Here is a 24,154-nt window from a genome sequence, read left to right on the forward strand (position 1 = left end):
TCGTCAGCTTTAGCTTGCGTTTTCTTGGTGTATCCCGTATATTTGTCCGGTAATATCAACTGGTTAGGTATCGGGGTTGACTATGAAATCAAAGTTTATTGAAGTTGACCGGGAAACACCCTATCTGCTCCCGCCATCGCTGCAGGATTGGCTACCAGAAAAGCACTTGGCCCGGTTTGTGGTCGAAATTGTCGAACAGCTCGACCTGCGCTCTTTGAAAGCTACCTATGCCGGCCGAGGCTCGCAGCCCTATAACCCTGAGATGCTGGTAGCATTGTTGTTTTACGGTTATGCGACAGGCGTATTCTCCAGCCGGAAGCTTGAGCGCAGCACCTACGACTCCGTGGCATTCCGGTTCATAGCGGCAAACAGTCATCCTGACCACGATACCATTGCCACCTTCCGCCGGCGTTTTCTGCCGCAACTGAACAAGCTGTTTGCCCAGATTCTGCTGATCGCTCATCAGATGGAGGTGCTGAAACTGGGCAACGTTAGTTTGGATGGCAGCAAAATCAAGGCGAACGCCTCCAAGCACAAGGCGCTGAGCTATGAGCATGCCTGCAAGCTTGAAGAGCAGATCAAGGCTGAGGTTGGCGAACTGCTCAAAAAGGCCGAGGCAGCGGACCGTGCCGATATTCCGGACGGCATGAACATCCCCGAAGAACTGGAACGTCGGGAAAAGCGTCTTTCCGCCATTGCCGCAGCCAAGGTCGAGATCGAAAAACGAGCCGCTGAGCGCCATGCTCGTGAACAGGCCGCTTATGAGAAGAAAGTCGCCGAACGGGCCAAGAAGGAGCAGGCAACGGGCAAGAAGGCCAAGGGGAAAGAGCCGAAACCGCCCAAATCCGGCCCCACTGCCAAAGATCAGGTCAATCTGACCGATGAAGAGTCGCGGATCATGCCGACCTCCGGTGGCGGATTCGAGCAGACTTACAACGCCCAGGCCGGTGTGGATACAGCATCAAAGCTCATCGTTTCGGCCCATGTTACCCAGAATCCCAATGACAAACAGGAGCTGACACCGACCCTGGAGAACCTGGCGGCGCTGCCTGAGAAGCTTGGCAAGGCAACCGATCTGGTAGCTGACAGTGGCTACTTCAGCGAAACCAATGTAACTGCCTGTGAGGAGAACGGGATAACTCCCTACATTGCCGTAGACCGGCAGAGTCACAACGTGCCACTGATGGAGCGCTTTGCCGAACCGCCGCCGTTACCCGAAGATGCCGATTCCGTGGCCAGAATGAAGCATCGCCTGAAGACACCTTCCGGCAAGGCGATCTACGCCCAGCGAAAAGTCACCTCGGAACCGGTCTTCGGCATCATCAAGGCGGTCATGGGATTCAGAAGCTTTCTTCTTCGTGGCTTTGAAGCAGTAAAAGGCGAATGGAACCTCGTCTGCATGGCCTACAACATCAAACGGCTGCATGTCTTGGCCGGATAGAATGAGAAATAGCGAAAATCAGCCTGTAATAACCGCAGTCATCGCTGAAAGGGCTGAATTAACCAGGTTGCCGGTGGGAAGACGAACACATACGGAACTTTTTTAATCGGCTTGGCCACAAAAGAGGGCGCCCCTGAGGTCAAGCCCGACAGACTCCCAGGAAGAGTGTTCCCTTGTCGGCCATTTCAAAACGGCCGATGCGGTTGGCATGCGCTCCGGTAAAAGAACCCTTGACGTGGCCGAATAACTCGCTCTCCAGCAGGTCCTCAGGAATCGCCGCGCAGTTTATGGGGACGAAATTCTGATTCTTCCTGCCGCTAAGCTGGTGTATGGCACGTGCTGCAAGTTCCTTGCCGGTTCCCGACTCTCCCTGGATCAGGACCGTGGCGTTGGATTCGGCCACCTTTTCGATCATCTCGAACAGGTCCTGCATTGGTTTGCTTTTGCCGATGATCGAGGAACAGAGAATATTGGTCTGTTTATGTCCGTGCCCCTCGCCCTCCATCTGCCTCATGGCTTGATATTCTTCGGCGCGCATGACAATGCTCTCCAGTTCATCAAGGTTGAGCGGCTTGGAAAGAAAGAAAACATTTCCTTTGCCGGGTTGCCGTGGAGGCAACTCCTCGCTTGCTCCGTAGATAACAAGTACCAGGAGGGGATTGGTCTCTTTGGCACGATCCCTGAATTCGGGAGCGATGGCGTTGAGATGGGACAGTTCGGCAATGACTATGCCGACCTGCTGTGTCTGGATGGCCGTATAGAGAGAAGGTGCGTCTTCTCCCGTGATAACGTCGTACCCCTGGTAGGTTAAGAAAGCCGATACGAGATCGCGGCTTTTTCGGTCCCTGTCGGCGATGAAGATGCTTTTGTGGTTGTGCATTTTTTTCCAGTGTTGAACGGGGTGGAGGTGCCGGGCTAACAATGTTTGCTTAATGTATCGTTAGTGTCCTAAAAAGTCAATAAAATGACTTTCGGGTAAATTTGACACTGGTTTCCTTTGTGCGTCGAAGAATTATTAAAGATGCCGGTTGTCGCTAGGTATAATACGTCTATAATGGATTCCGTGCCACGCTTGATTAAGATATGGTTTGCGTGGTAAGTTTGCTGCCTTGCGGTCCGAGGCAGATGTCTCGGCGGATAATTAATGACCCCTGTTTCGTACCATATACTGAGGAGGAAGCCATGAGTAATGCACTGGTGCCGGTGAATTCAGATGAGGCGCGTGGAGAGCTGATCCAGCTTGTCAGCTTTAACCTTGATCAGGAAGAGTATGGAGTTGACGTACTGAAGGTCCGCGAAATAATTCGTGTGCCTGTTCTCACCAGGGTTCCCAATACGCCCCACTATGTGGATGGGGTCATCAATCTGCGCGGCAAGGTGATACCGATTATCAGCATGCGCAAGAAGTTCGGCCTGATGGAGACGGAAAACGACAAGCAGACCCGCATCATGGTCATGGATGTTGACGGTGAGCTGATGGGGTTCACCGTTGATGCCGTCTCCGAGGTAATCCGTATTTCCGGCAGCGAGATACAGCCCTCTCCCGCGGTTGTGGCAAGCGGTATTGACCAGGAGTGTATCGCGGGGGTTATCAACCAGGCCGAGAGACTGCTGGTGCTGCTCGACCTGGAAAAGATGTTCTCTGCGGAAGAGAAGAACGTTTTCAACATGCTGTAGCCATTGCCAGGGTGTGTATCCAGATTTTTCTAGGAGCGTGACATGTCGCCGATTGATTGTGAAGACCAGGAACTGCTGGAAGGCTTTCTCTCAGAGACGGCCGAATTGCTTGAGAAGCTTGACGATGATCTGGTGGCTTTGGAGAAGTCGTCGGATGACGCCGATCTGCTTAACCGCATCTTCCGCTCCATCCATACGGTCAAAGGCGCCTCAAGTTTTCTCGGCTTTGATCTGCTGGTCAAGGTGACCCACAAGACCGAAGATGTCCTGAACCGGCTTCGCAAGGGGGAACTGCAGGTAACCCCCGAGATCATGGATGTGATTCTCGAGGCGACGGACCTGGTGAAGGTGCTGGTGAGCGACATCAAGGCGGGAGAGATTCAGGAACGGGAGATTGATGGCACCATTGCCAAGCTGTTGCCACTTCTTGTGGAAACTGTTGTGGATGTCCAACCCCAGGTCGAAGCGCCGCCTTCCGAGCCCGCTGAGAGCGCGGTTCCGTCAGTGGCCGAGGCTGCCGCTCCAGCTGAGCCGTCTCCTCCCCAGGACGCGCCCTCAGCGCCCCAGCAGAAATTAGGCGGCGATGTGGTCATGAAAAAGAGCCCGGCGCCGCCGAAGCCGGCCGAGGGGAGGGGAGATGACCTCTCGGACAACACCACTGTCCGGGTCGATATCAAGCGTCTCGATGACCTGATGAACCAGGTCGGTGAACTGGTGCTGGAACGTAACCGTATGATCCAGATCAACCAGAACCTGCAGCAGGAGGATTTCAGCAAGGTCGACTTCAACGAGGAATTCGGCAAGCTCACCAAACGGATGAACTTTGTCACCTCGGAACTGCAGATGCAGGTCCTGAAGATGCGCATGCTGCCGGTTGAAAAGGTCTTCAAGAAGTTTCCCCGCATCGTGCGCAGCATGGCCCGCGATCTGGGCAAAGAGGTTGACCTTCACATTTTTGGCGAGGAGACCGAGCTGGATCGCTCCGTTGTTGACGAAATTGGCGATCCGCTGATCCACCTGATCCGTAATGCCATGGACCACGGACTGGAGATGCCGGAGCAGCGTCTGGCCTCCGGCAAGCCGCGGGTGGGTAACCTGGTCCTGTCGGCCGTCCATGAGGGGAACCAGATCATCATCAGCATCAAGGATGACGGCAACGGCATCGACACGGACAGGGTCGGTCGCAAGGCCCTGGAAAAGGGGCTGGTCACCGAGGAACAGCTGGCTGCCATGAGCCAGCGGGAAATGTTCGACCTGATCTTCCTGCCCGGCTTCTCCACCAAGGACAAGGCTAACGACCTGTCCGGCCGTGGTGTCGGCATGGACGTGGTCAAGACGAACATCAAGAAGCTGAATGGCCTGATAGAAATCAAGAGCGAAAAGGGGCAGGGCTCGGAGTTCATTCTGCGCCTTCCCCTGACCCTGGCCATCATCCAGTCCCTGCTGGTTGAGGTGGAGGGGGAAGTCTACTCCATTCCGCTCTCGTCGGTTCTGGAGACTCTGCGGGTGGATCAGCGCCAGTTTCACATCATTGGCGGTCAGGAGGTCCTCAAGCTGCGGGACATGGTCCTGCCGCTCGTACGCCTGGAGAGGGTCTTCGGAGTGCAGAGATGCGGCGAGCCGGACGATTTCTGCTATATCGTGGTGGTGGGAAGCGCCGATAAGCGCATGGGGCTGGTGGTTACGCGTCTTGTGGGACAGCAGGAGGTTGCCATCAAGTCTCTCGGAAACTACCTTGCCAATATTCCCGGTATTGCCGGATCAACCATCCTTGGGGATGGGCGCGTGGCACTGATTATCGACCCTGTTGGTCTTGTCGAGAATGGTGAGTGTGGCTCCGGTCGTTGATCCCGTTGTTTTTTGACGAAGGCAACCTGCGAAGCGAAGGGAAAGACAGTGGCAATATCCGACAGAGACTTCGAACAGTTACGTGATTTTATCTACAATATCTGTGGCATGTACTTCCATGCCACCAAAAAGTATTTTCTGGAAAGCCGTCTGGCGCGCCGCATGGAAGCTACCGGGACCAGAACTCATAACGACTACTATCTGCTGCTCAGGTCTCCTCGGGGCACCGAGGAGTTGAAGTACCTGATGGATGAAATCACCACCAACGAAACCTATTTCTTCCGCAATGTTCCTCAGCTCAATGCCCTTGAGACAAAACTTCTGCCGGAAATCGTGGCAACCAAGTCCAAGATCGGGTTCCGGAAACTGCGTATCTGGAGCGCTGCCTCATCTTCGGGTGAGGAAGCCTACACCCTCTCCATGATCCTCTTGGAAAAACGGTCCACACTGCTGAAAGACTGGATCATCGAGATTGTCGGTACCGATATTAATGAAACCGTTGTTGCCCAAGCCAAGGAAGGGGTCTACAGCGCCTACTCGGTCCGCAATATCCCTGAAATGTACAAGAGAAAGTATATCCGGGAGGATAACGGCAAATTCATCCTTGCTCCCGAAGTTAAGAAGTTTGTCTCCTTCAACAAGCTCAACCTCTACGATGATTCAAAAATGATATTCATGAAGAGTTTTGACATCATCTTTTGCGCCAACGTGCTGATCTATTTCGATACCGCTTCGAAGTCAAAAGTGGTGCAGCATTTTTACAACAATCTGCAGCCGTACGGTTATTTCTTCGTCGGTCAGTCCGAATCCCTGCACGGTGTCAACGACAAGTTCAAAACCGTGCACTTTCCCGGCGGATTCGCCTATAAAAAATAGCATCTGAAAGGTTGTATGTAATGGACAAGAATGCACGGATCGAAAGAGCCGAACAACTGGTTGCACAGATCGAGGATCTGCCGACCATACCGGCCGTTGCAAACCAGGTGCTACTGCTTCTTGATCAACCTGATGTGGAAATAGAGCAGGTGGCCGACCTGATGCTGTCCGACCAGGTCATGACGGCCCGGGTAATGAAGATGCTCAACTCACCGGTGTATCGCCCAACGCACGAAATACGTTCGTTCAAGCGCGCGCTGGTCTATCTCGGCCTGCGGCATATTCGCGAGGTTGCGCTTACGACGTCATTCATCGGTGCCTTTGAACGAGACATCGGCGCTTTTGAGCTGAATGCCTTTTGGGAACATTCCTTTGGCGTGGGCATGGTCTCCAAGATCATTGCCGAAAAAGTCGGTTATCCGGACCTTGAAAAAGCCTATATCAGCGGCATTATCCATAATTTCGGCATGGTGGTTTTGAACGTCTGTCTGCCGGAAGAGTATCAGGCCGTGCTGGCCGCGATCAAGGACAGACCGGTTACCCTGGCAAGCGCCGAGTTTGAGCGTTTCGGCACGAGCCACAGCGAGATCGGTCTCTGCATGGCGCGCAAGTGGAATTTCCCCGATGTCTACTGTGAAGTGATAGCCTGCCACCATACCCCGGCCGAGGCGGTAATCGATCCGGTCCTCTGCGCCATTGTCTGCATCTCCGATCTGTTCTGCAGCGTGCGCGGCCTGGATTATGGCGGCAGGGAGTGGGTCAGCTTCAATCTTTCAGAAGAGGAGGCCTGGGAAATCCTCAAAACCGCGTCTCCCAGCCTTGTTGAGATGGATGTGGAGCGATTCTGCTACGAACTGGATGATGCCATACCGGCTGTCAAGGAGCTGGTGAACTCGATATTTTCAACAAAGGAATAGGTGGAGTTGTGATGGTACCTTTTCGCCCCCAGAGAACACGCATACTGATCGTTGATGATTCCTCGTTTATGCGTATGGCTATCCGCAGTATTCTCTCCAAGGACCCCTCTCTTGAGATTGTCGGAGTTGCTGCCGACGGTATGGAAGGCGTTGAAAAGGCTGTCGCGCTCAAGCCGGACCTGATCACCATGGACGTGGAGATGCCGCGCATGGATGGGATTGCCGCACTGCGCAAGATCATGGCCACCGCCCCCACCAAGGTGATCATGGTGTCGACCCTGACCAACGAGGGAGCCCGTTCGACTTTTGAAGCTCTGGATGCCGGCGCAATCGACTATATCCCCAAGAACGTCACCGACTCCAGCGAGGCGCAGAACATCTTCCGCCAGGAACTGATTCGCAAGGTCAAGGAGGCGGTCTGCTCCAAATTCAGCCGGGGCGCTGCTTCGACGGTCGTCCGGACCGTACCCCCTCCGAATCGCCGTCCCACCAGCAGCAAACTGACCGGAAAGAAGATAAACTATGTGGGGATCGGCGCCTCAACTGGCGGCCCTGTTGCCCTCCAGGAGGTCCTCTCCCGTATCCCGGTCAACTTCCCCTATGGCATCATTGTCGGCATCCACATGCCCAAGGCATTTACCGGCCCCTATGCCGATCGTCTCAATGCAAAATGCTCCATGACCATTCGAGAGGCTGTGGATGGTGATGTGCTCAAGCCGGGACTGGCGCTGATCGCCCCTGGCGGCATGCATACCACCCTTGTGCGCCGCGGCGGAACTGTCGTGGTAAAGATCGTTCCCACCAGCAATTATCCCCAGTATGTTTACGTCCCCTCGGTCGACCTGATGCTTGCGAGCATGGCCGAGGCGACCAACGGTTCCATGCTGGGGGTTATCCTGACCGGTATGGGTAACGATGGCTTCAAGGGGATGAAGCAGTTGAAGAGCATGGGGGGGGTGACCATGGTGCAGGATGAGGCCACATCGACCATCTATGGCATGCCCAAGGCCTGCGTGGATGGTGGCGTTGCCGATGAGGTGCTGCCGTTGGGGCAGATCGGTTTCGAGATCTCCAAGTTCGCGGGATAGCCTGCGCGGTTTGTGTGCTGCAAAAGCGAGGGGCGGCCGTTTCGGGCGCCCTTTCCGCGTTTTATGGGGTGGGAACCCCATTTCTGACGCCGTGCTCCCTCCGGTTGACAATCGATGAAACTGTTCTACGTTGATAGGACAGCGGGCTGATGCTGACAGAACGAACGTTTCAAGGAGGGACATCGTATGCCGGTCTACGAGTATTACTGTGATACCTGTTCAAAGAGCTTTACCGTTGTCATGACTATTGCGGAGCATGACCGGGGCGGGATTACCTGCCCGCAGTGCAAGGGGAGTTCGGTTGTGCAACGTTACACTGCTTTTTTCGCCAAGACGAGCAAGAAGAGTTGATACCCGTTTCGCTGGGCAAGGTTCCCCTTGCGTGACTGGGGTGTGGGCTGCTGGCTTCCTGTTATTGGCCCGGAAATTGGCCCGATCCGCTCTGGCTATGGGTTTGTGTGCCGGAAAGTGACAGAGAATGCCCTGTGGCAAATAAAATGAGGGGCGTCGGTGTGCGACTCCCCTCTTTTGTGTAGGTGGCGACCGCGGGTGGTGGGGGTGAATAACGTCGCCACCCGTAGTCAGCATTCGCTCTGTTTGTCCGTTGGTTATCGCTCCGCGTATACGGTCAGCCCTATTCGCGAAGCTACCACACTGCAGCAGGAAAAGCCGCGCCGCTTCAGACGGAACATGATCAGCGGTGCCAGCAGGGGATGCACTCCCGGCAGCAGCAGGGGGAAATGATGGAACCTGATGCCGCGGAAAGCCTCCCAGGTTGCCCTGACAGATGCCGTGCGATGTTCTTTTCCTCGCCTGGGGTGGGCTGCTGCCGTGGTCATCAGCTGTGCTCGCTGGTTTCGTGGAATGATAGCTCTTTCCATGATTCAATGGTATTGTCCAGCCGCCACTGGCTGCCTGCCATGTAGGTCAGCTTGCCCTCGCCGTCGATGTAGACGTGCATGGCTTCCCTCTTCTCGAATTCCTCGACTTTTTTTCTCTCGCCTGTCACCCAGCGTGCGGTGACGTAGCTGACCGGTTCAAAGGCTACCTTGACGCTGTATTCAAACTCCAGACGGTGCATGACAACCTCGAACTGCAGCAGGCCGACGGCGCCGATCACCCAGTCGGCTCCCATCAGGGGCTTGAACACCTGGGTGGCGCCCTCTTCGGCCAGCTGTATTAACCCCTTTTCCAAAGCCTTTGATTTTAGCGGGTTGAGCAGGCGGACCTTGCGGAAGTGCTCAGGGGCGAAGCTGGGGATGCCGGTGAATTTCAGCTCCTCGCCTTGGGTGAATGTGTCGCCGATCTTGATGGTTCCGTGATTGTGGATACCGATGATGTCGCCGGGCCAGGCCTCCTCCACGTTGGTGCGATCCTGGGCCATGAAGATGGTGGCATTGGCGATCTGTACCTCGCGCCCCAGGCGGGTGTGGCGCACCTTCATGCCGCGGGTGAATTTACCGGAGCAGATGCGGAAGAAGGCGATGCGGTCCCGGTGGGCGGGATCCATATTTGCCTGGATCTTGAAGGTGAAGCCGCTGAACGGCTCCTCATAGGGTGAAACCACTCTGGTGGTAGTTTCGCGCGGCAGCGGGGCCGGAGCATATTCGATGAATGCGTCCAGGAGTTGCTGGACGCCAAAGGTGTTGATGGCGCTGCCGAAAAAGACCGGTGTCTGCTGGCCGGCAAGATAGGCCTCCTTGTCGAAGGGGTTGGCGGCCCCTTCCAGCAACTCCACGTCGTGGCGTAGTTCGTCCACCTGGCTCCCCAGAAGCTCGTCCAGCAGAGGGTCATTCAGCCCGGCAATCGTCAGGATGCGGCCGGTTCCGTTGGCAGCCTCGGCATCGAAGAAGATCAGCTCTTTTGTGTAGAGGTGATAGGTGCCGCGAAAGCGTTTTCCCATCCCCACCGGCCAGGTTACGGGCGCGGTCTGCATCTTTAGGTTTTTTTCGATGTCGTCCAGCAGGTCGAGCGGTTCCTGCCCCTCGCGGTCCAGCTTGTTCATGAAGGTAATGATCGGGGTGTGGCGCAGGCGGCAGACTTCCAGCAGCTTTTTGGTCTGGGATTCGACCCCCTTGACCGAGTCGATCACCATCAGCACCGAATCCACCGCCGTCAGCACGCGGTAGGTGTCCTCTGAAAAGTCGTTGTGGCCGGGGGTGTCCAATAAGTTGATTTCGCAGCCGTTGTAGGTGAATTTCATCACCGATGAGGTGACCGAAATGCCGCGCTGCTTCTCTAGTTCCATCCAGTCCGATGTGGCGTGGCGAGCCGACTTCCTGGCCCGCACCTCGCCCGCCTGCTGGATGGCGCCGCCGAACAGCAGCAGCTTCTCGGTGATGGTGGTCTTGCCTGCGTCGGGGTGGCTGATGATGGCAAACGTCCGACGTTTATCGACTTCCTGGCGATTATGGTTTTGCACGATAAAACTCCTTATGCAATCGAAAGGCGGGGGATGCCCGCCTTGGTCTCTAGGGTATGAATGTGCGCGCGCAGCTGACTTCGGCCGATTCCGTGGTTGCCGCTAGCGGAATACCAGGCGGTCCACGCACCATTGACCGCCTCCGGCGACCAGTAGATACAGTGCCATGCCCAGCAGGGCGATATTGTATTCGATACCGTGTCCCTGTCCGGAGATGTTGTGAATGTTCAGAAAAAAGCCGTGCGCCCAGTGAACCTTGTGTATGGCCACCAGCATGACCGTCGCGACGGCGGTAGCGGAGAGGCGCGTCAGGAAACCGGTCAGAATGCCGAATCCACCGGCGAATTCGGCGATTATTGCCAGCAGGGTGAAGATGGGGGGGATGTGCAGCCTGTCCTCGAAGGTTCTCAGGGTCACGGTCAACCCCTGGCCGCCAAAGAGTCCCAGCAGTTTTTGCGAACCGTGGGCCATCATGATAAGTCCCAGCGGCAGGCGTATCAGCAGGGGCGCAATAAGGTTACTCAAGTCGGAACCGCCTCGTGCCATGGTGTTTCTCCCTTGCGAGCAGGGCGTTTTTACCCTGTTGTTATGTGCAACAGCCTGTTCTTTCCGCTGCGCTTGACCTCATACATAAGTGCATCGGCGCTGCGCACGGCCTCTTCGACGCTTTCCGGCGGCCTCGTGTAGCTCATGGCGCCGATGCTGAAGGTGACCGGCCAGTTACCCGTTGTCATGCACTGCCGAAGTTTGCTTTGCACCTTGTGGAGCGTTGTTTGGGCTGGCTCGCCGGCTGTTTCCGGCAGGAGAATCACGAATTCGTCACCGCCGAAGCGGGCCAGGATGTCGCTGCTCCTGATGGTGGCACTGATGGTGTCGACATCAGCAATGAGCAACTTGTCGCCCGTGGAGTGTCCCTGTCTGTCGTTGACTTCCTTGAAGTTGTCCAGGTCGATATAGGCGATGGTCAGGCAATGTCCGTAGCGGCGCGCCCGGTAAATTTCCTGCTCTGCCAGGTCGAAGAAGGAACGGCGATTGATCGCGCCGGTAAGGGGGTCGATCCGGGCCAGGGCCTTTTCGTTGTCCAGCCTGGTTTTGAGAGCCGAAGAGAGCAGGCTCATGACGATCAGGAATGAAAACTCGATGAAGAGGTTCCAGTGATGCAGGCTTGAATTCCGCGTTGCGGAAGTAGAGCCGTAGTCGGCCGCGAATCGCGCACCCAAGGTCAGTATGCAAAAAAAGATGCCGGCTGGCTTGCCTACGAACCATGCTCCTAAGGAAACCGGAATCAGGTAAAAGATGGTCAGCGAGTAGTCGCCGGTAATGTGATCGAGCAGGCAGAGCAGGGACAGGATCAGGCCGATTATGATCGCGACGGTGCGTTTGCTGTGCCGTGATGCTATGGCAACAAATTTCAGATGGATCCGCTCAAACATGCCTTTTTCCTGTCAAGTCAACACGAAAAGAAAAGGGGGACGTGTGTCCCCGGAATGTGGATCGACTGTTGCCAGAGTATGGAAACCTCGTGGCTAACCATCTGAAATGTCTTGATTACCTGGTTGAAATAATTGTACGTGCGTGCTATTGCTTATAGCACGGTTGAACGCCTGAACGCAAGAATATGTGATGGTTTGATGGGCAGGCACTCTCCCCGTCCTTATGAAGAGAAGCTGCAACGGAAGAGGTTGGCTGTGTCTGGTAGTGTCGCGTTTCGTTGTATGGCTGCAAAGGCCTCTGTGCCACCTGGTGAATGAACTATGCAAGATAATCATACGATCCCGCAGACCCTAACGGTTCTTGAGCAGACATGGAACCGCTATGTCCAGAATGAAGTGATTGAGATTCATCGAATCCGGCCGGAGGTGGCAAACTCCTGGCAACGCTGCCGAAACTACAAGGTCAATCCCTATGACATTGGTGACCAGGCGGTAAATCAGCTGGAACTCAGGGAACGTCTCCACCGTAATCACCATCTGGTAAAGATCGCGCGTTCTGCCATGGAAAACCTGTATACCTTTGTTCGGGGGTCTGGTTTTGAAATCGTCCTGTCGGACCAGCATGCCTACCTGCTGGAGGTTGTGGGGGATCGTGACATAATCAGCAAGGGGACCAAGGTTCAGCTCTGTCCCGGCGGCAACTGGCATGAGTCGTCCAAGGGAACCAACGCCATCGGGACCGCTCTCATGGAGAAACAGCCGGTTCAGATCCTGGCCTGGGAACACTTCTGTCGGCCGAATCATTTTCTGACCTGCTCCGCTGCCCCCATTTTTGATCCTGAAGGGGAGATTGTGGGGGTTCTCAATATCTCCGGAGATTACCGTTATGCCAATGCCCATACCCTCGGCATGGTTGTGGCAGCGGTAAATGCCATCGAAAAACAGCTTTGTCTTCATAAGGTCACCAGTAAACTCTACATCTCCTACAAATACTCCCAGACCCTTTTGGAATCCATTTCGGACGGTATCGTCTCCGTGAACAACAGCGGCATCATTGCCGAGATGAACTCCAGCGGTGGCAAAATATTCGGCATCAATCACCAGGCGGCCAAGGGCAAGCATATCAACACCGTCATGCGCCAGCAGGCGCCAATTCTGTCGCTGCTTGCCACCGGTGAGGGGTATCGGGATAGGGAAATTCTGCTGGAGAACCAGGGGAAGAAGGTGTTTAGTTCTGCTACCCTGCTGCTGGATGATTCCGGCAACACCATCGGTGCCGTTGCCGTCCTGCGCCAGGCGCGGGACGCGCTGAAGTCCCGCCGCGCCCAGCATTCCTCGTTGCCCCGCTACTCCTTTGACGACATTATCGGAGAGAGCCCCGCCATCAGCGAGGCCAAGGAATGGGCACGGATCGCGGCAAACAGTGGTTCGACCATTCTGCTCAGCGGTGAGAGCGGTACCGGCAAGGAGTTGTTTGCCCAGTCAATTCACAATGTCAGCTCTTTCAGGAACGGCCCTTTTATTGCCATCAACTGCGCCGCTATCCCGGAAGCCCTTGTTGAAAGTGAGCTGTTCGGCTATGCGGAGGGAACTTTCACCGGTGCCAAAAAAGGCGGTAGCCCGGGTAAATTCGAGAGTGCCGACCGTGGTACGCTCTTTCTCGACGAGATAGGCGATATGCCGCTTACTGTTCAGGCCAAGGTGTTGAGGGTTATCCAGGAAAAGAAGATCTCCCGCGTTGGTTCCAGCGAAGAGCGCCAGGTGGAGATTCGCATCATCGCCTCGACCCATAAGAATCTGCGGACAGAGGTGCTAAACGGTAATTTTCGGGAAGACCTCTTCTACAGGCTCAATGTCCTGGTCGTCCAGGTTCCGCCTTTGCGTGACAGGGGCGGGGATATCCCCTTGGTCGCCTGCCATCTGGTGGAGAAGATCTCCGCAAGGATGGGCAAACAGCGGATCGTTGGGGAAGATGCTTTCTGGGGAAAGCTTGCCTCTCATAACTGGCCCGGTAATGTTCGTGAACTGGAAAATGCCATCGAGCAGGCTGTCGTCAGGTCGGATGACTCCGGGGTCCTGTTGGCTCGTCATCTGACGTTTGATGTCGTTGAGTCCGTCGCACCCACGGGGGGGAGGGCAGAGATCGTTTCTCTCACTGAAATGGAAAAGCAGGCCATAACTGCTGCGCTTCATCTCTATGATGGCAATATCCAGAAGGCTGCTTCGAAACTCGGTATCGGGCGTAACACCCTGTACCGCAAAATCAGGGAGTACGGCATCGCACATGCCGGTTCCCAAGTCCATTGATCCTGGTCCTGATCTAAAAGGGGGAGTCTTTCGGCTCCCCCTTTTAGATCAGATACATCACACAACTCTTGTCCTCCGCATAATCTCACCTCTGTTTTTCCCGATGTCTAAAGCCCAGTGATGTCAGTCCGCTCTGCAGGTCGCACAGCGCGGCCTCCAGTGTGCCATCCAGTGTCGTCTGCTTGCTCCCCACCGCAGTGAGAGTGATGTCGATTTCCCGGGATATGCCGATGGTGGTGGCAAGGGACTTGATATAGATATGTGGGTGCTCATTTGTTACCCGGCTGAGTACCGGTTCCATCAGTGATTCGTCATTGCATTCGACGGCAATGGTGCGCATTGCCGATGTGCCGCCGCTGAACGTTTTCCTGAGAAATGGCTGGAGTGAACTGGAGAAGATTGTCTTCAACTCCGATGGCACGCCCGGCAGGCTGATGATGGTTGAGTTGCCGGCTTGCAGCAAGACACCCGGTGCCGTTCCGTTGGAGTTGTGCAGCGGGATCGCTCCCTTGGGGAGCCAGGCCATTTTTTCCCGGGGTGGGTTCAGGCCACCTTGGCTGAGTACTCCCTGCTCGGCCAGTTCGTCATAGCGTTCCTTGACCATTTGTCGGGCCTGCACATGGAGTTCCGTCACAACACCCACGCCACGCGCCACGGCGGCAAGCGTCAGGTCATCGGCAGTGGGGCCAAGTCCGCCTGAGGTAATGATAACCTGCGGTTCCCTTGTTAAAGCTGCCTGAAGTTCTGTTGCTATGACCTCCTCGGTGTCGCGCAGCATGGTGGCACGGGTAACATGCCCTCCCAGGTTGTGTATTTGCTTGCAGAGCCAGTTGGTATTCGTGTCCTGGATGCCGCCGATGAGGATTTCATTGCCGATGATGAACAGTTCAACACGTACCGGTTTTGTCATGATAGCTCCCGTTTGTGGTATGGACTTCAGGTGTATAGAGTACACACGATCATGACCATATTCAAAATCATTTGTATGGATCCATAGCGACAAGGGGAGTTCAGGTTGTCAGTGTATTCGGTATAAAAAATCTGTTCCAATAATGATCATGATCTCGAAATGGAACAGGCTCTGTTTTGGTATGGAACATGGTGTGGATGGTGAGTGGAAAGACAATGTGAGATATTAAGTTAAAAAGCCTTTCTCTTCTGATTGTTTGGAGCGCTATTTGAAAAAAACATGCGCGTTCGGTCGGTTCCTTGCAGGTGTAAAAAAATAACGGCATTTTTGTTTTTGTGGATAATGTTTTTTGAGGCAGTGTCTGGACTTTTGGGTTCTTGGGGGTATCTTATTCAGGTAATAATTGGTTGGATGGTCTTTGGTACCTGTTGTTGATGGGCGCCTGGGGTGCCCGGGAGTATGTTCTGCCTGTGGGCGTTTGCTGTCTCGTTTGCAGACACGGTCTGAACCACAGTCACTAAAGCAAGTCAGTACGATAGCTTATGGATGAGGGTAATGATTCACTCTCTTGTTTTCAGTGCTTTTTATTGTGGGGAAGATAAGAGGGTATAATCGCTGACGCGATGAGGAGGAGTCTGTTCAGGGGAATGAAAAAAATATACAAATTTATATTGCATATTTTTAGAAATGTGTTAAATCAAATAACAGAACTTGGTTTTAAATTATCGCCAAAACTGAGTGGCAATAGAGCTTTGATTTGTTTGTGACGAAAAGAGGCTTGCCAGAATTGTCTGGCAAATAAGATCAGGGTGGCGACACTCTGTACACCACACAAGGAGGAAGTACACATGGCATTAGCAGATCAGACTTTCGGCTTTTTCATCCCCACCGTAACGCTGTTGGGTGTAGGTTGTTCGAAAGAAACCGGTGAGCAGGCAAAAGCGCTGGGCGCAACGAAACTGCTGATCGTTACAGACGCCGGCCTGAACAAAATGGGCGTGGCCGACACGATCAAGGGCTATGTTGAAGCAGTAGGTCTCCAGGCTGTTATTTATGACGGCGCCGAGCCCAACCCGACCGATAAAAACGTTGCTGACGGCATTAAAGTCTATCAGGACAACAAGTGCGACGGCCTGATCACCCTTGGTGGCGGCAGCTCCCACGACTGCGGTAAAGGTATCGGCCTTGTTGTTGCCGGCGGCGGCAACATCCGTGACTACGAAGGCGTTAACAAGTCATCCAAGCGTCTTCCCCCGTTCCTGGCAATCAACACCACCGCTGGTACCGCCAGCGAAATGACCCGTTTCTGCATCATCACCAACACCGATACCCACGTCAAAATGGCTATCGTTGACTGGCGTGTAACTCCGAACATCGCCATCGACGATCCCCTGCTGATGGTTGGTATGCCTCCGAAGCTGACCGCTGCTACCGGTATGGACGCACTGACCCACGCCGTTGAAGCCTATGTTTCCATCATTGCCAACCCGATCACCGACGCGTGCGCCATCAAGGCCATCGAACTGATCGCCAAGAATCTGAGCGTGGCTGTTGCCAACGGCGAAGACCTGGTTGCCCGTGACGCCATGGCATATGCCGAATATCTGGCCGGTATGGCATTCAACAACGCCAGCCTCGGCTATGTTCACTCCATGGCTCACCAGTTGGGCGGTTTCTACAACCTGCCCCACGGCGTCTGCAACGCCATCCTGCTGCCCGTCGTCAGCCAGTTCAACCTGATCGCCTGCCCGCAGCGTTTTGCTGACATCGCCGTTGCTCTCGGCGAAAACATCTGTGGTCTCTCCACCATCGAAGCCGGCCAGAAAGCCATCGACAGGATCAAGTCCCTGTCCGCTTCCATCGGCATCCCCGCCAACCTGACCGAGCTGGGCGTGAAAGAAGCCGACCTGAAGATCATGTCCGAAAACGCCAAGAAAGATGCTTGCCAGCTGACCAACCCGCGTAAAGCCACGTTGGACGAAGTCATTGCCATCTTCAAGTCTGCTCTGTAATACTCATTTTTCTCTCTGTTAAGGAGGGAACGGCTGGAAGTGATGGGCAGTGTCATAACGCACTGCCCATCACTGTAAAAGGATTCCTGCATAACAAAAAACTGTTAAATGAAATGCCATGTTATCTCCGAGCCTTGCCACCTAAAAGGAAAACCTCATGGTGCACGGCCAACGGGTTTCGCTGGAAACAGCGGAGCCTCCCTTCAGGAAAGGAGCTTGTCCTCGTTAGAGAGGGTACATAAAATCATAGGGAGAAGATAACCATGGACAAGATTCTACGCGTTAACATGACAGACATGACCACCAAGGTCGAAGAAGTACCGGCTGAATGGGCTGGTCACGGTGGACGTGGCCTGACCTCAACCATCGTTGCCGCAGAAGTACCCCCCACATGCCATCCGCTGGGACCGAACAACAAGCTGGTATTCGCACCTGGCCTGCTCTCCGGAACCCCGGCCGCCAACTCCGGTCGCCTCTCCGCCGGTGCCAAGAGTCCGCTCACCGGCACCATCAAGGAGAGTAATGCCGGCGGTACCGCCGCCCAGTTGTTCGCACGTCTTGGTATCAAGGCGATGATCATCGAGGGGCTTCCCAAAGAGGATAAGTGGTACAGCCTGCACATCGACAAGGACGGCGTCACCATCAACGAAGAGACCGAGCTGATCGGCAAGAACAACTTTGCCGTCATTGAGGCGCTTGAAGCTCGTCTCGGCAAGAAGACCGGCATTCTCACCATAGGTACCGCCGGTGAGTTCAGGATGGCTGCTGCCAACATCTCGGTCAAGGATCCGGACAGCAAGATTCGTAGTCATGGCCGCGGCGGTCTCGGTGCCGTCATGGGCTCCAAGAAGATCAAGTTCATCTCCATCAATGGCGAAGGCGCCACTCCCGTCAAGATCGCCGATCCCGACAAATTCAAGGTTGCTGCTCGTACGTTTGCCAAGGCGTTGCTGGATCACCCGGTCAGTGGCCAGGCTCTGCCCACCTACGGCACCAACGTGCTGGTGAACATCCTCAATGAAGCAGGCGGTCTGCCGACCAAGAACTTCCGCTATGGCCAGTTCGAGGCCCACGACAAGATTTCCGGCGAGACCATGCACGACACCATCGTTGCTCGCGGCGGCAGGCCGAAGCACGGATGTCATGCCGGCTGCATCATTCAGTGCTCCCAGGTGTACAACGACAAGGACGGCAACTACCTCACCTCGGGCTTCGAGTACGAAACCATCTGGGGCATGGGCGCCGACTGTTGTGTTGAAGAACTCGATGATATTGCCAAGGCCGACAGCCTGATGGATGATATCGGCATCGACTCTATTGAAGGTGTTGTCATGTTTGGCGTTGCCATGGAAGCTGGCATCATTCCTTTCGGCGATGGCAAGGGCATCCTGCGACTGCTTACGGAAGAGATCGCCAAGGGAACCCCCCTGGGCCGCATCCTGGGTGGCGGCGCCGGTTCCGTGGGCAATGCCTACGGCCTCACCCGCGTGCCGGTGGTCAAGAATCAGGGCATCCCGGCCTACGATCCGCGTACGGTCAAGGGAATCGGCATCACCTATGCTACCACCACCATGGGAGCTGACCACACCGCCGGTTACACCATTGCCACCAATATCCTCAATGTTGGCGGCTATGTGGATCCTCTCAAGAAAGACGGTCAGGTTGAACTCTCCCGTAACCTGCAGATCGCCACGGCTGCCGTGGATTCCACCGGTATGTGTATCTTTGTCGCCTTCCCGGCTCTGGATATCCCCGAGTGTCTGCCTGCCCTGATCGACATGATCAATGCCCGTTTCGGCCTCTCCTTGACCGGTGATGATGTGGTTAACCTTGGCAAGTACATCCTGAAGACTGAGCACCAGTTTAATATCGCGGCAGGATTCAATAATGCCCACGATCGCTTGCCGGAGTTCTTTGCCCTCGATCCGGTTCCGCCACACAACCTGGTGTGGGACTTTACTGACGAAGAGATTGATGAGTTCTGGAACTTCTAAGATGAAGTGCTCATTGAGCACCATGTAGGTACGGGGCGCGGGCAGTGGCTGATGTACCCACTGTTCGCGCCTCCCCCTCCATGCCTGGATGTAATGAAGTATCTGATGTAAGGGGATAATTGATGCAGGTTAGCGATACTTTAAAGGTAAACGTAAAACTCTTTGCAACCTTTCGTGTTGGCCGCTTTGTGGCTGAAGCGCGAGAATATCCGGTGGGAACACGTATCGTTGATATCATCAGGGAACTCCAGATCCCCGAACCCGAGATAGGCATCATCATGTTGAACAGCAGGCATGCGGAGCCTGATCATCAGTTGAAAGATGGAGACAATCTAGGCATCTTTCCCCAAGTTGGAGGAGGCTAAGTTGGATTTAACCTCCTATCTTCTTTCCCACGCACGTGAAGATCTGATTTCCTGGTACGTCCAATTGGCAGCCGCACAGGATTTTCGATTGAGTATCTCCCAGGTTGAGGAAGCTATTCTCGAACATGGCCTGATGCCGGCCCGCTACCAGCGCAACCGCCAGACCATTTCCAACTCCAAGCAACTTCGCTTGTTCAGGAGTACAGCGGTCGTCATAGGCTGTGGTGGGCTGGGAGGCTACCTGATAGAGGAAATGGCGCGTCTCGGGATCGGCAATATCATGATGCTGGATCCAGATACGTTTGAAGAGCACAATCTCAACCGTCAACTGTATTCCTCTCCCAACCTGCTTGGCCATTCCAAGTCCGCTGTTGCCGCCGCGCGAGTCCGCGAAATCAATCCAGCCGTTACCGTAACCGCACTCCAGATTGAATTTTCCAGTGAGAATGCACGGGAACTCCTCAATGGCGCTGACGTCGTGCTGGACGGGCTTGACTCATTCTCGACCCGCCGGATGCTGGCCGCCATTTGCCGCGAGCTTCAGATTCCCTTGGTGCACGGCGCGATTGGCGGTTGGTACGGCCATGTTGCTACGCAGTTGCCTGGTGATGACATTACCCCGTTTCTGGGAGGGCAGCGAGGAGAACAGAAAGGGGTCGAGATTCAGATCGGTAATCCCTCCTTTACTCCCGCGCTGGTGGCTAGTCTGCAGGTGGCGGAAGCCTGCAAGATCCTGCTGGGTGAAGGGTCGGTTTTGCATCAGAAAATGCTCTGCGTTGATTTGCGGGAGATGCTGTTTGAACAGGTTGCATTCGAAGTCTAGGCAATTGTCTTATGGTGTTACTATTCCATTGTGTTAGCTCGGACTTAGCTTGTATGATGCTTGCGGCATAGGGAGACGATAGGTGTTGATTTTTTTTGTTTTAAAAACACCTGTAAACCCTTGTTTGAAAAAAAACTGCTTTATGGTGCTCTCTGAATGAGGTTCCCTGTTTTGGTAGATTCGTTTATTTTTGCTAGAATTTTGTCGTGTTTGCCTTGATAACAGAGGGTTCCTGAAACACCTAGTCGGTCACGGAAGACACTGGTCATGTGGATCCCGTTTCCACTGATTATGGAAATATGCTGTTCGAATCGTACTGTTATTTAATGTTCGTGGAGGAGTCTGTACCTGCAATGGAGCTTTTTTTAGAAGGACTCATCAAAGCCTGGCAACTGCTCACAAGCCTCGACTCCGAGGTCCTGTCGGTTACCCTGCTCTCCCTGAAGGTCTCTGGCCTCGCAACACTGTTCAGCCTGTTGATCGGACTCGGCGGTGGAACCGTGGTTGCGTTGACCGATTTTCCCGGCAAACGTATTCTGGTGAGCGTGGTCAATACCGGCATGGGGCTCCCGCCGGTGGTTGTCGGTCTTTTTGTTACGATACTGATCTGGCGTAACGGCCCTCTCGGTTATCTGGAACTGCTCTACACCCCCGGCGCAATCATCATCGCGCAAACCATCATCGCCACACCCATTGTCATGGGTATCTCCATCGCCTCCATACAGAACCTGCCCGCCAATCTCCGTTTGCAGATCCTGGCTCTGGGCGCTTCGCGGCTTCAGATGACCTGGCTCCTGGTGAAAGAGGCCAAGCTGCCGCTTCTGGCGGCGGTTATGGCCGGGTTTGGCGGTGTCATCTCCGAGGTGGGCGCTTCGATCATGGTGGGGGGCAACATCAAGGGATATACGCGCGTCCTGACCACGGCGACGGTTATGGAGACCAGTCGCGGCAATTTTGACGTTGCCATCGCGCTCAGTATCATTCTGCTCGGCCTCTGTTTTGGTATCAACTACGTGCTGACCGCCGTTCAGCAGAGGCAGCGTCCGCGATGAACGATCAGGATGTATTGATGGAAGTTCGTGACATCAGAGTTGTCCGTGGTGGGACGCAGGTGCTGAAGGTTCCTTCGTTCACCCTGGGATGCAATGAAACCGTTGCCCTGATCGGCCCCAATGGAACCGGAAAGTCAACTTTTCTGCTCACCCTGGCCGGTCTGCTTCCCCTGGCCAGCGGAGAGATCGTCTTCAAACAGCAGGCTGTCATACCCGGCTATGCCTCTACTGCCTATCGCAGGAGGCTGGCCATGGTTTTCCAGGACCCGTTGCTCTTTGACACCACCGTATTCGAAAACGTTGCCGCTGGATTGAAGCTGCGTCGTCTTCCCAAGCAGGAGATCCGCGAGCGGGTAACCGCCTGCCTGGACCGTTTCCGTATCGCCCATCTGGCGACCCGCTCGGCAAGCAAGCTTTCAGGGGGGGAGGCCCAGCGCACCAGTCTGGCCCGCGCCTTTGCCATCGCGCCGGAGGCCATTCTGCTGGACGAGCCTTTTGCTGCCCTGGATGCGCCGGCCCGTCAGGCGCTAAGCGATGACCTTGAGCAGGTGCTGCACGAGTCCCGCATATCGGCCATCATGACTACCCATGACCAGGCCGAGGCGTTGCGTCTGGCTGATCGCATGGTTGTCATGCAGCAGGGGGAAATCATCCAGAATGGCACGCCGACCGAGGTGTTGAGCGCTCCCGCCAATGAATTCGTGGCCTCCTTCGTCGGCATGGAGAACATCTTTTCCGGGGCTGTCCGCGACGTAGGGCAGGACATGTTTTCACTGGCGGTGGGAGATCATGCCATTCAGGTGCTGGGCGCTGCGAAACGTGGCGAGTCGGCGGTCATCTGCATCCATCCGGAAAGCGTGACCGTTTCCCTGGATGATCCGGACTCGACCTCAAGCGCCCGTAATATTCTGCCGGCCAGGGTGAGCAAGGTCGTCCACATGGGGTTGTTTGCCAAGATCTACCTGGACTGCGGATTCAAACTGGTTGCCTCCATCACCAACCAGTCTCTGGAACGTCTGGCGCTCGCGCCGGACAAGCGGGTGTTTGCTTCGTTCAAGGCGACTTCAGTGCACCTGTTTCGCAAGGGGTAGGGGCAGTGATTCTGGATAAATGATCGTTGTGCGTGTTTCAGTTGTGGAACAGAAGTGCTGTTCGACTGACATTTTCTCGATATCTTCCCCGGGAATGCTTCGCGGATGCGTGGATGGGGGAGAGGAAAGGAGTGATGGAAAAGAAGTTTCTGGACCGTTGTAGATGTAGATTCACGATGTTTCACCACACGTAGGAATATCGGCTTCAAGAATCCAATCTATTGAAGGAGAGGGAGGAAACGCATGAAAAAACGTACAACACTTGCACTCGGATTATGCATGGCTGCTTCGCTGACGGCAACCAACCCCGCAAGCGCTGCTTTCACGGTGGGCGGTGAGAACGGCTGGCAGTTGAGCACGGACGGTATCGTGGATGTCTTCGCAACCTATCACACCACTACAAGGATTAAGAGTGCCGATGCCACAAACCGTGGTATCGCGTGGCTGGACAACAACACATTCGACGAAACCAACCAGCGATTCGGTATTGGCGTCGGTCTGTTGCCGTCGGTCGTGGCCTTCAACATCAAGGCGCCCACCACCAATGGTATCGATTCCACCGTACGTGTCGGCATCTACCCCAGTATTCAGAACGGTAATCAGGGTGGCCCTTCGAACAGGCGCTTTTCGGTAGGCGGCAACATCGACTTCCGTGAAATGTTCTACACCGCCAAGGGCAAGTACGGCGAATTCCTGGCCGGTCGCGCCCTGAACCTGTACCAGGGCAAGAACATCCTCACCGACATGACGCTCTTGACCGCCGGTACCGTGGGGGCACGTGACAATACGGTTACCTTGGGCCACATCGGCTTCGGTTACCTGTATACCGGCTTCGGGCCGCAGATGCGCTACACCACCCCCGAGTTCCTTCCCGGGACCAAGTTCGCCATTGCCATAGGCGAGCCCTACAACATCAGCAGTGAAGGTGGTGACAAGACCAATCTGCCCCGCGTGGAGGCCGAACTTTCCTACGCCCAGACCTACAAGAGCGGCGCCAAAGCTCAAGCCTGGCTCTCCGGTATCTACCAGAGGTCAACGCGCAAAACTTCGGATAATGTAACTGCCGCTACTCTTAATTTAGATGGTACAACAACCCCTGGATCTAGCGTTCCTAATCCTCGTGCTGGCGACCATCTTGAGTCCATCGGCGGTGCCTATGGCATCGGAGGGGGCTACAAAGGGGTTGAACTGCTCTTCTCCGGCTACGGCGGCAGGGGATTGGGTATGGTCAGTGCCCAGGACGGTACGCTGGGGTCTACCGACAGCGCGGGACAGGCCCGTTTGTTCTGGGGTTTCCTGGCTCAGGCTACCTATCAGATCAACCCAACCTGGAAGGTTGGCATCAACTATGGGCAGAGCCGGCTTGAAGAGACCGACCAGGATACCATCGATAGAAATAATGGTACCTATGCAGCGGCCAAGAAGCAGGAATCCGGCGTTTTCAGTGTAACCTACAACCTGAACTCCTTCACCCAGTTCGTGGCTGAATACATCCTTGCCCGCCAGACCTGGCATGACGGCGCACATCAAACGTCCAACCAGTTCGCCTTCGGCACCATGTTCTACTGGTAGGCCCTGACTGCTCAACGAAGAGGAGATTGTATGCCGAAATACGTGATAGAACGTGAAATCCCCGGGGCGGGCACCATTCCCCCCCAGGATCTGCAGGCAATATCCCAGAAATCCTGCAGTGTCCTTGCCGGGCTCGGCCCCCAGATCCAGTGGGTGCAGAGCTATGTTACCGAAAACAAGATTTACTGTATCTACATCGCTCCCAACAAGGAGATGGTGCTTGAACACGCCAAACAGGGCGGTTTCCCCGCCAACAGCGTGTCAGAAGTGAGTACGATGATCGACCCTACCACCGCTGAATGATGCAATGTGCTGCTCCCCCACTC

General features: G+C 55.0%; 22 protein-coding genes and 1 riboswitch. Of the genes, 16 read left to right on the plus strand and 6 right to left on the minus strand.

All coding sequences use genetic code 11. The annotated features are described in order from the left end of the window. Positions 1–82: 82 nt before the first annotated feature. Positions 83–1,441, plus strand: a complete 1,359-nt coding sequence (locus PPRO_RS04285; RefSeq protein ID WP_011733975.1) for an IS1182 family transposase — start codon at positions 83–85, stop codon at positions 1,439–1,441. A gap of 139 nt (positions 1,442–1,580) precedes the next feature. Here the strand turns inward: PPRO_RS04285 and PPRO_RS21595 are convergent, their stop codons facing one another. Then, complete coding sequence (locus PPRO_RS21595; RefSeq protein ID WP_011734814.1) at positions 1,581–2,321, minus strand: sigma-54-dependent transcriptional regulator; 741 nt, start codon at positions 2,319–2,321, stop codon at positions 1,581–1,583. 302 nt (positions 2,322–2,623) lie between these two features. Between PPRO_RS21595 and PPRO_RS04295 the strand changes: the two genes are divergently transcribed. From PPRO_RS04295 to PPRO_RS20065, 6 genes are all read left to right on the plus strand, one after another. Next, positions 2,624–3,118, plus strand: a complete 495-nt coding sequence (locus tag PPRO_RS04295; protein WP_011734815.1) for a chemotaxis protein CheW — start codon at positions 2,624–2,626, stop codon at positions 3,116–3,118. Positions 3,119–3,160: 42 nt separating this feature from the next. Continuing rightward, positions 3,161–4,966 (plus strand): chemotaxis protein CheA, encoded by a 1,806-nt coding sequence (locus tag PPRO_RS04300; protein WP_011734816.1) that lies wholly within the window; start codon positions 3,161–3,163, stop codon positions 4,964–4,966. A gap of 48 nt (positions 4,967–5,014) precedes the next feature. Next, on the plus strand, positions 5,015–5,842 hold the full coding sequence (locus tag PPRO_RS04305) for a CheR family methyltransferase (protein ID WP_011734817.1): 828 nt from the start codon (positions 5,015–5,017) through the stop codon (positions 5,840–5,842). Between the two features lie 20 nt (positions 5,843–5,862). After that, positions 5,863–6,759: an HDOD domain-containing protein gene (locus PPRO_RS04310; RefSeq protein WP_011734818.1), complete on the plus strand. Its 897-nt coding sequence runs from the start codon at positions 5,863–5,865 to the stop codon at positions 6,757–6,759. An 11-nt stretch (positions 6,760–6,770) separates the two neighbouring features. Next, positions 6,771–7,847 (plus strand): protein-glutamate methylesterase/protein-glutamine glutaminase, encoded by a 1,077-nt coding sequence (locus tag PPRO_RS04315; RefSeq protein WP_011734819.1) that lies wholly within the window; start codon positions 6,771–6,773, stop codon positions 7,845–7,847. Between the two features lie 186 nt (positions 7,848–8,033). After that, positions 8,034–8,198 carry an FmdB family zinc ribbon protein gene (locus PPRO_RS20065; RefSeq protein WP_083761181.1) on the plus strand — a complete coding sequence of 55 codons (165 nt, stop codon included), beginning with the start codon at positions 8,034–8,036 and terminating at the stop codon, positions 8,196–8,198. A gap of 257 nt (positions 8,199–8,455) precedes the next feature. On the opposite strand, the gene PPRO_RS04320 is transcribed toward PPRO_RS20065, so the two are convergent. The 4 genes from PPRO_RS04320 to PPRO_RS04335 all read right to left on the minus strand — a co-directional run bounded on the left by PPRO_RS04320 (position 8,456) and on the right by PPRO_RS04335 (position 11,702). Then, a complete protein-coding gene (locus PPRO_RS04320; RefSeq protein ID WP_041532125.1) occupies positions 8,456–8,686 on the minus strand; it encodes a hypothetical protein in 231 nt (76 codons plus the stop codon). Then, entirely contained in the window at positions 8,686–10,269 is a 1,584-nt protein-coding gene (locus PPRO_RS04325) for a peptide chain release factor 3 (RefSeq protein ID WP_011734821.1), read from the minus strand. The genes PPRO_RS04320 and PPRO_RS04325 overlap by 1 nt, the downstream gene beginning before the upstream one ends. Before the next feature lie 102 nt (positions 10,270–10,371). Beyond that, entirely contained in the window at positions 10,372–10,815 is a 444-nt protein-coding gene (locus PPRO_RS04330) for a DoxX family protein (protein WP_011734822.1), read from the minus strand. 29 nt (positions 10,816–10,844) lie between these two features. After that, entirely contained in the window at positions 10,845–11,702 is an 858-nt protein-coding gene (locus PPRO_RS04335) for a GGDEF domain-containing protein (RefSeq protein WP_011734823.1), read from the minus strand. Positions 11,703–12,023: 321 nt separating this feature from the next. Here PPRO_RS04335 and PPRO_RS04340 point away from each other — a divergent pair, with 321 nt between their 5' ends. After that, entirely contained in the window at positions 12,024–14,009 is a 1,986-nt protein-coding gene (locus PPRO_RS04340) for a sigma-54-dependent Fis family transcriptional regulator (protein WP_011734824.1), read from the plus strand. Between the two features lie 85 nt (positions 14,010–14,094). On the opposite strand, the gene PPRO_RS04345 is transcribed toward PPRO_RS04340, so the two are convergent. Beyond that, positions 14,095–14,919, minus strand: coding sequence for a competence/damage-inducible protein A (locus PPRO_RS04345; protein ID WP_011734825.1), 825 nt, complete (start codon positions 14,917–14,919; stop codon positions 14,095–14,097). An 848-nt stretch (positions 14,920–15,767) separates the two neighbouring features. On the opposite strand from PPRO_RS04345, the gene PPRO_RS04350 reads away from it, so the two are divergent. The 8 genes from PPRO_RS04350 (at position 15,768) to PPRO_RS04385 (ending at position 24,131) form a co-directional block, all read left to right on the plus strand. After that, the gene (locus PPRO_RS04350) at positions 15,768–16,931 is read left to right on the plus strand and encodes an iron-containing alcohol dehydrogenase (RefSeq protein ID WP_011734826.1); all 1,164 of its coding nucleotides are present in this window, start codon (positions 15,768–15,770) and stop codon (positions 16,929–16,931) included. 113 nt (positions 16,932–17,044) lie between these two features. Continuing rightward, positions 17,045–17,163, plus strand: a riboswitch (molybdenum cofactor riboswitch). Between the two features lie 31 nt (positions 17,164–17,194). Continuing rightward, entirely contained in the window at positions 17,195–18,925 is a 1,731-nt protein-coding gene (locus tag PPRO_RS04355; protein ID WP_011734827.1) for an aldehyde ferredoxin oxidoreductase family protein, read from the plus strand. Between the two features lie 122 nt (positions 18,926–19,047). Next, positions 19,048–19,290 carry a MoaD/ThiS family protein gene (locus PPRO_RS04360; RefSeq protein WP_041532126.1) on the plus strand — a complete coding sequence of 81 codons (243 nt, stop codon included), beginning with the start codon at positions 19,048–19,050 and terminating at the stop codon, positions 19,288–19,290. Between the two features lies 1 nt (position 19,291). Further along, entirely contained in the window at positions 19,292–20,113 is an 822-nt protein-coding gene (locus PPRO_RS04365; protein ID WP_011734829.1) for a HesA/MoeB/ThiF family protein, read from the plus strand. A gap of 353 nt (positions 20,114–20,466) precedes the next feature. Next, the gene (locus tag PPRO_RS04370) at positions 20,467–21,165 is read left to right on the plus strand and encodes an ABC transporter permease (protein WP_011734830.1); all 699 of its coding nucleotides are present in this window, start codon (positions 20,467–20,469) and stop codon (positions 21,163–21,165) included. 17 nt (positions 21,166–21,182) lie between these two features. Further along, positions 21,183–22,256 carry an ABC transporter ATP-binding protein gene (locus PPRO_RS04375; protein ID WP_232286689.1) on the plus strand — a complete coding sequence of 358 codons (1,074 nt, stop codon included), beginning with the start codon at positions 21,183–21,185 and terminating at the stop codon, positions 22,254–22,256. Between the two features lie 243 nt (positions 22,257–22,499). After that, positions 22,500–23,828, plus strand: a complete 1,329-nt coding sequence (locus tag PPRO_RS04380; RefSeq protein ID WP_011734832.1) for a hypothetical protein — start codon at positions 22,500–22,502, stop codon at positions 23,826–23,828. Positions 23,829–23,858: 30 nt separating this feature from the next. After that, positions 23,859–24,131 (plus strand): DUF4242 domain-containing protein, encoded by a 273-nt coding sequence (locus tag PPRO_RS04385; RefSeq protein ID WP_011734833.1) that lies wholly within the window; start codon positions 23,859–23,861, stop codon positions 24,129–24,131. Positions 24,132–24,154: the final 23 nt, after the last annotated feature.

Source organism: Pelobacter propionicus DSM 2379 (genome assembly GCF_000015045.1).
Classification (GTDB): domain Bacteria; phylum Desulfobacterota; class Desulfuromonadia; order Geobacterales; family Pseudopelobacteraceae; genus Pseudopelobacter; species Pseudopelobacter propionicus.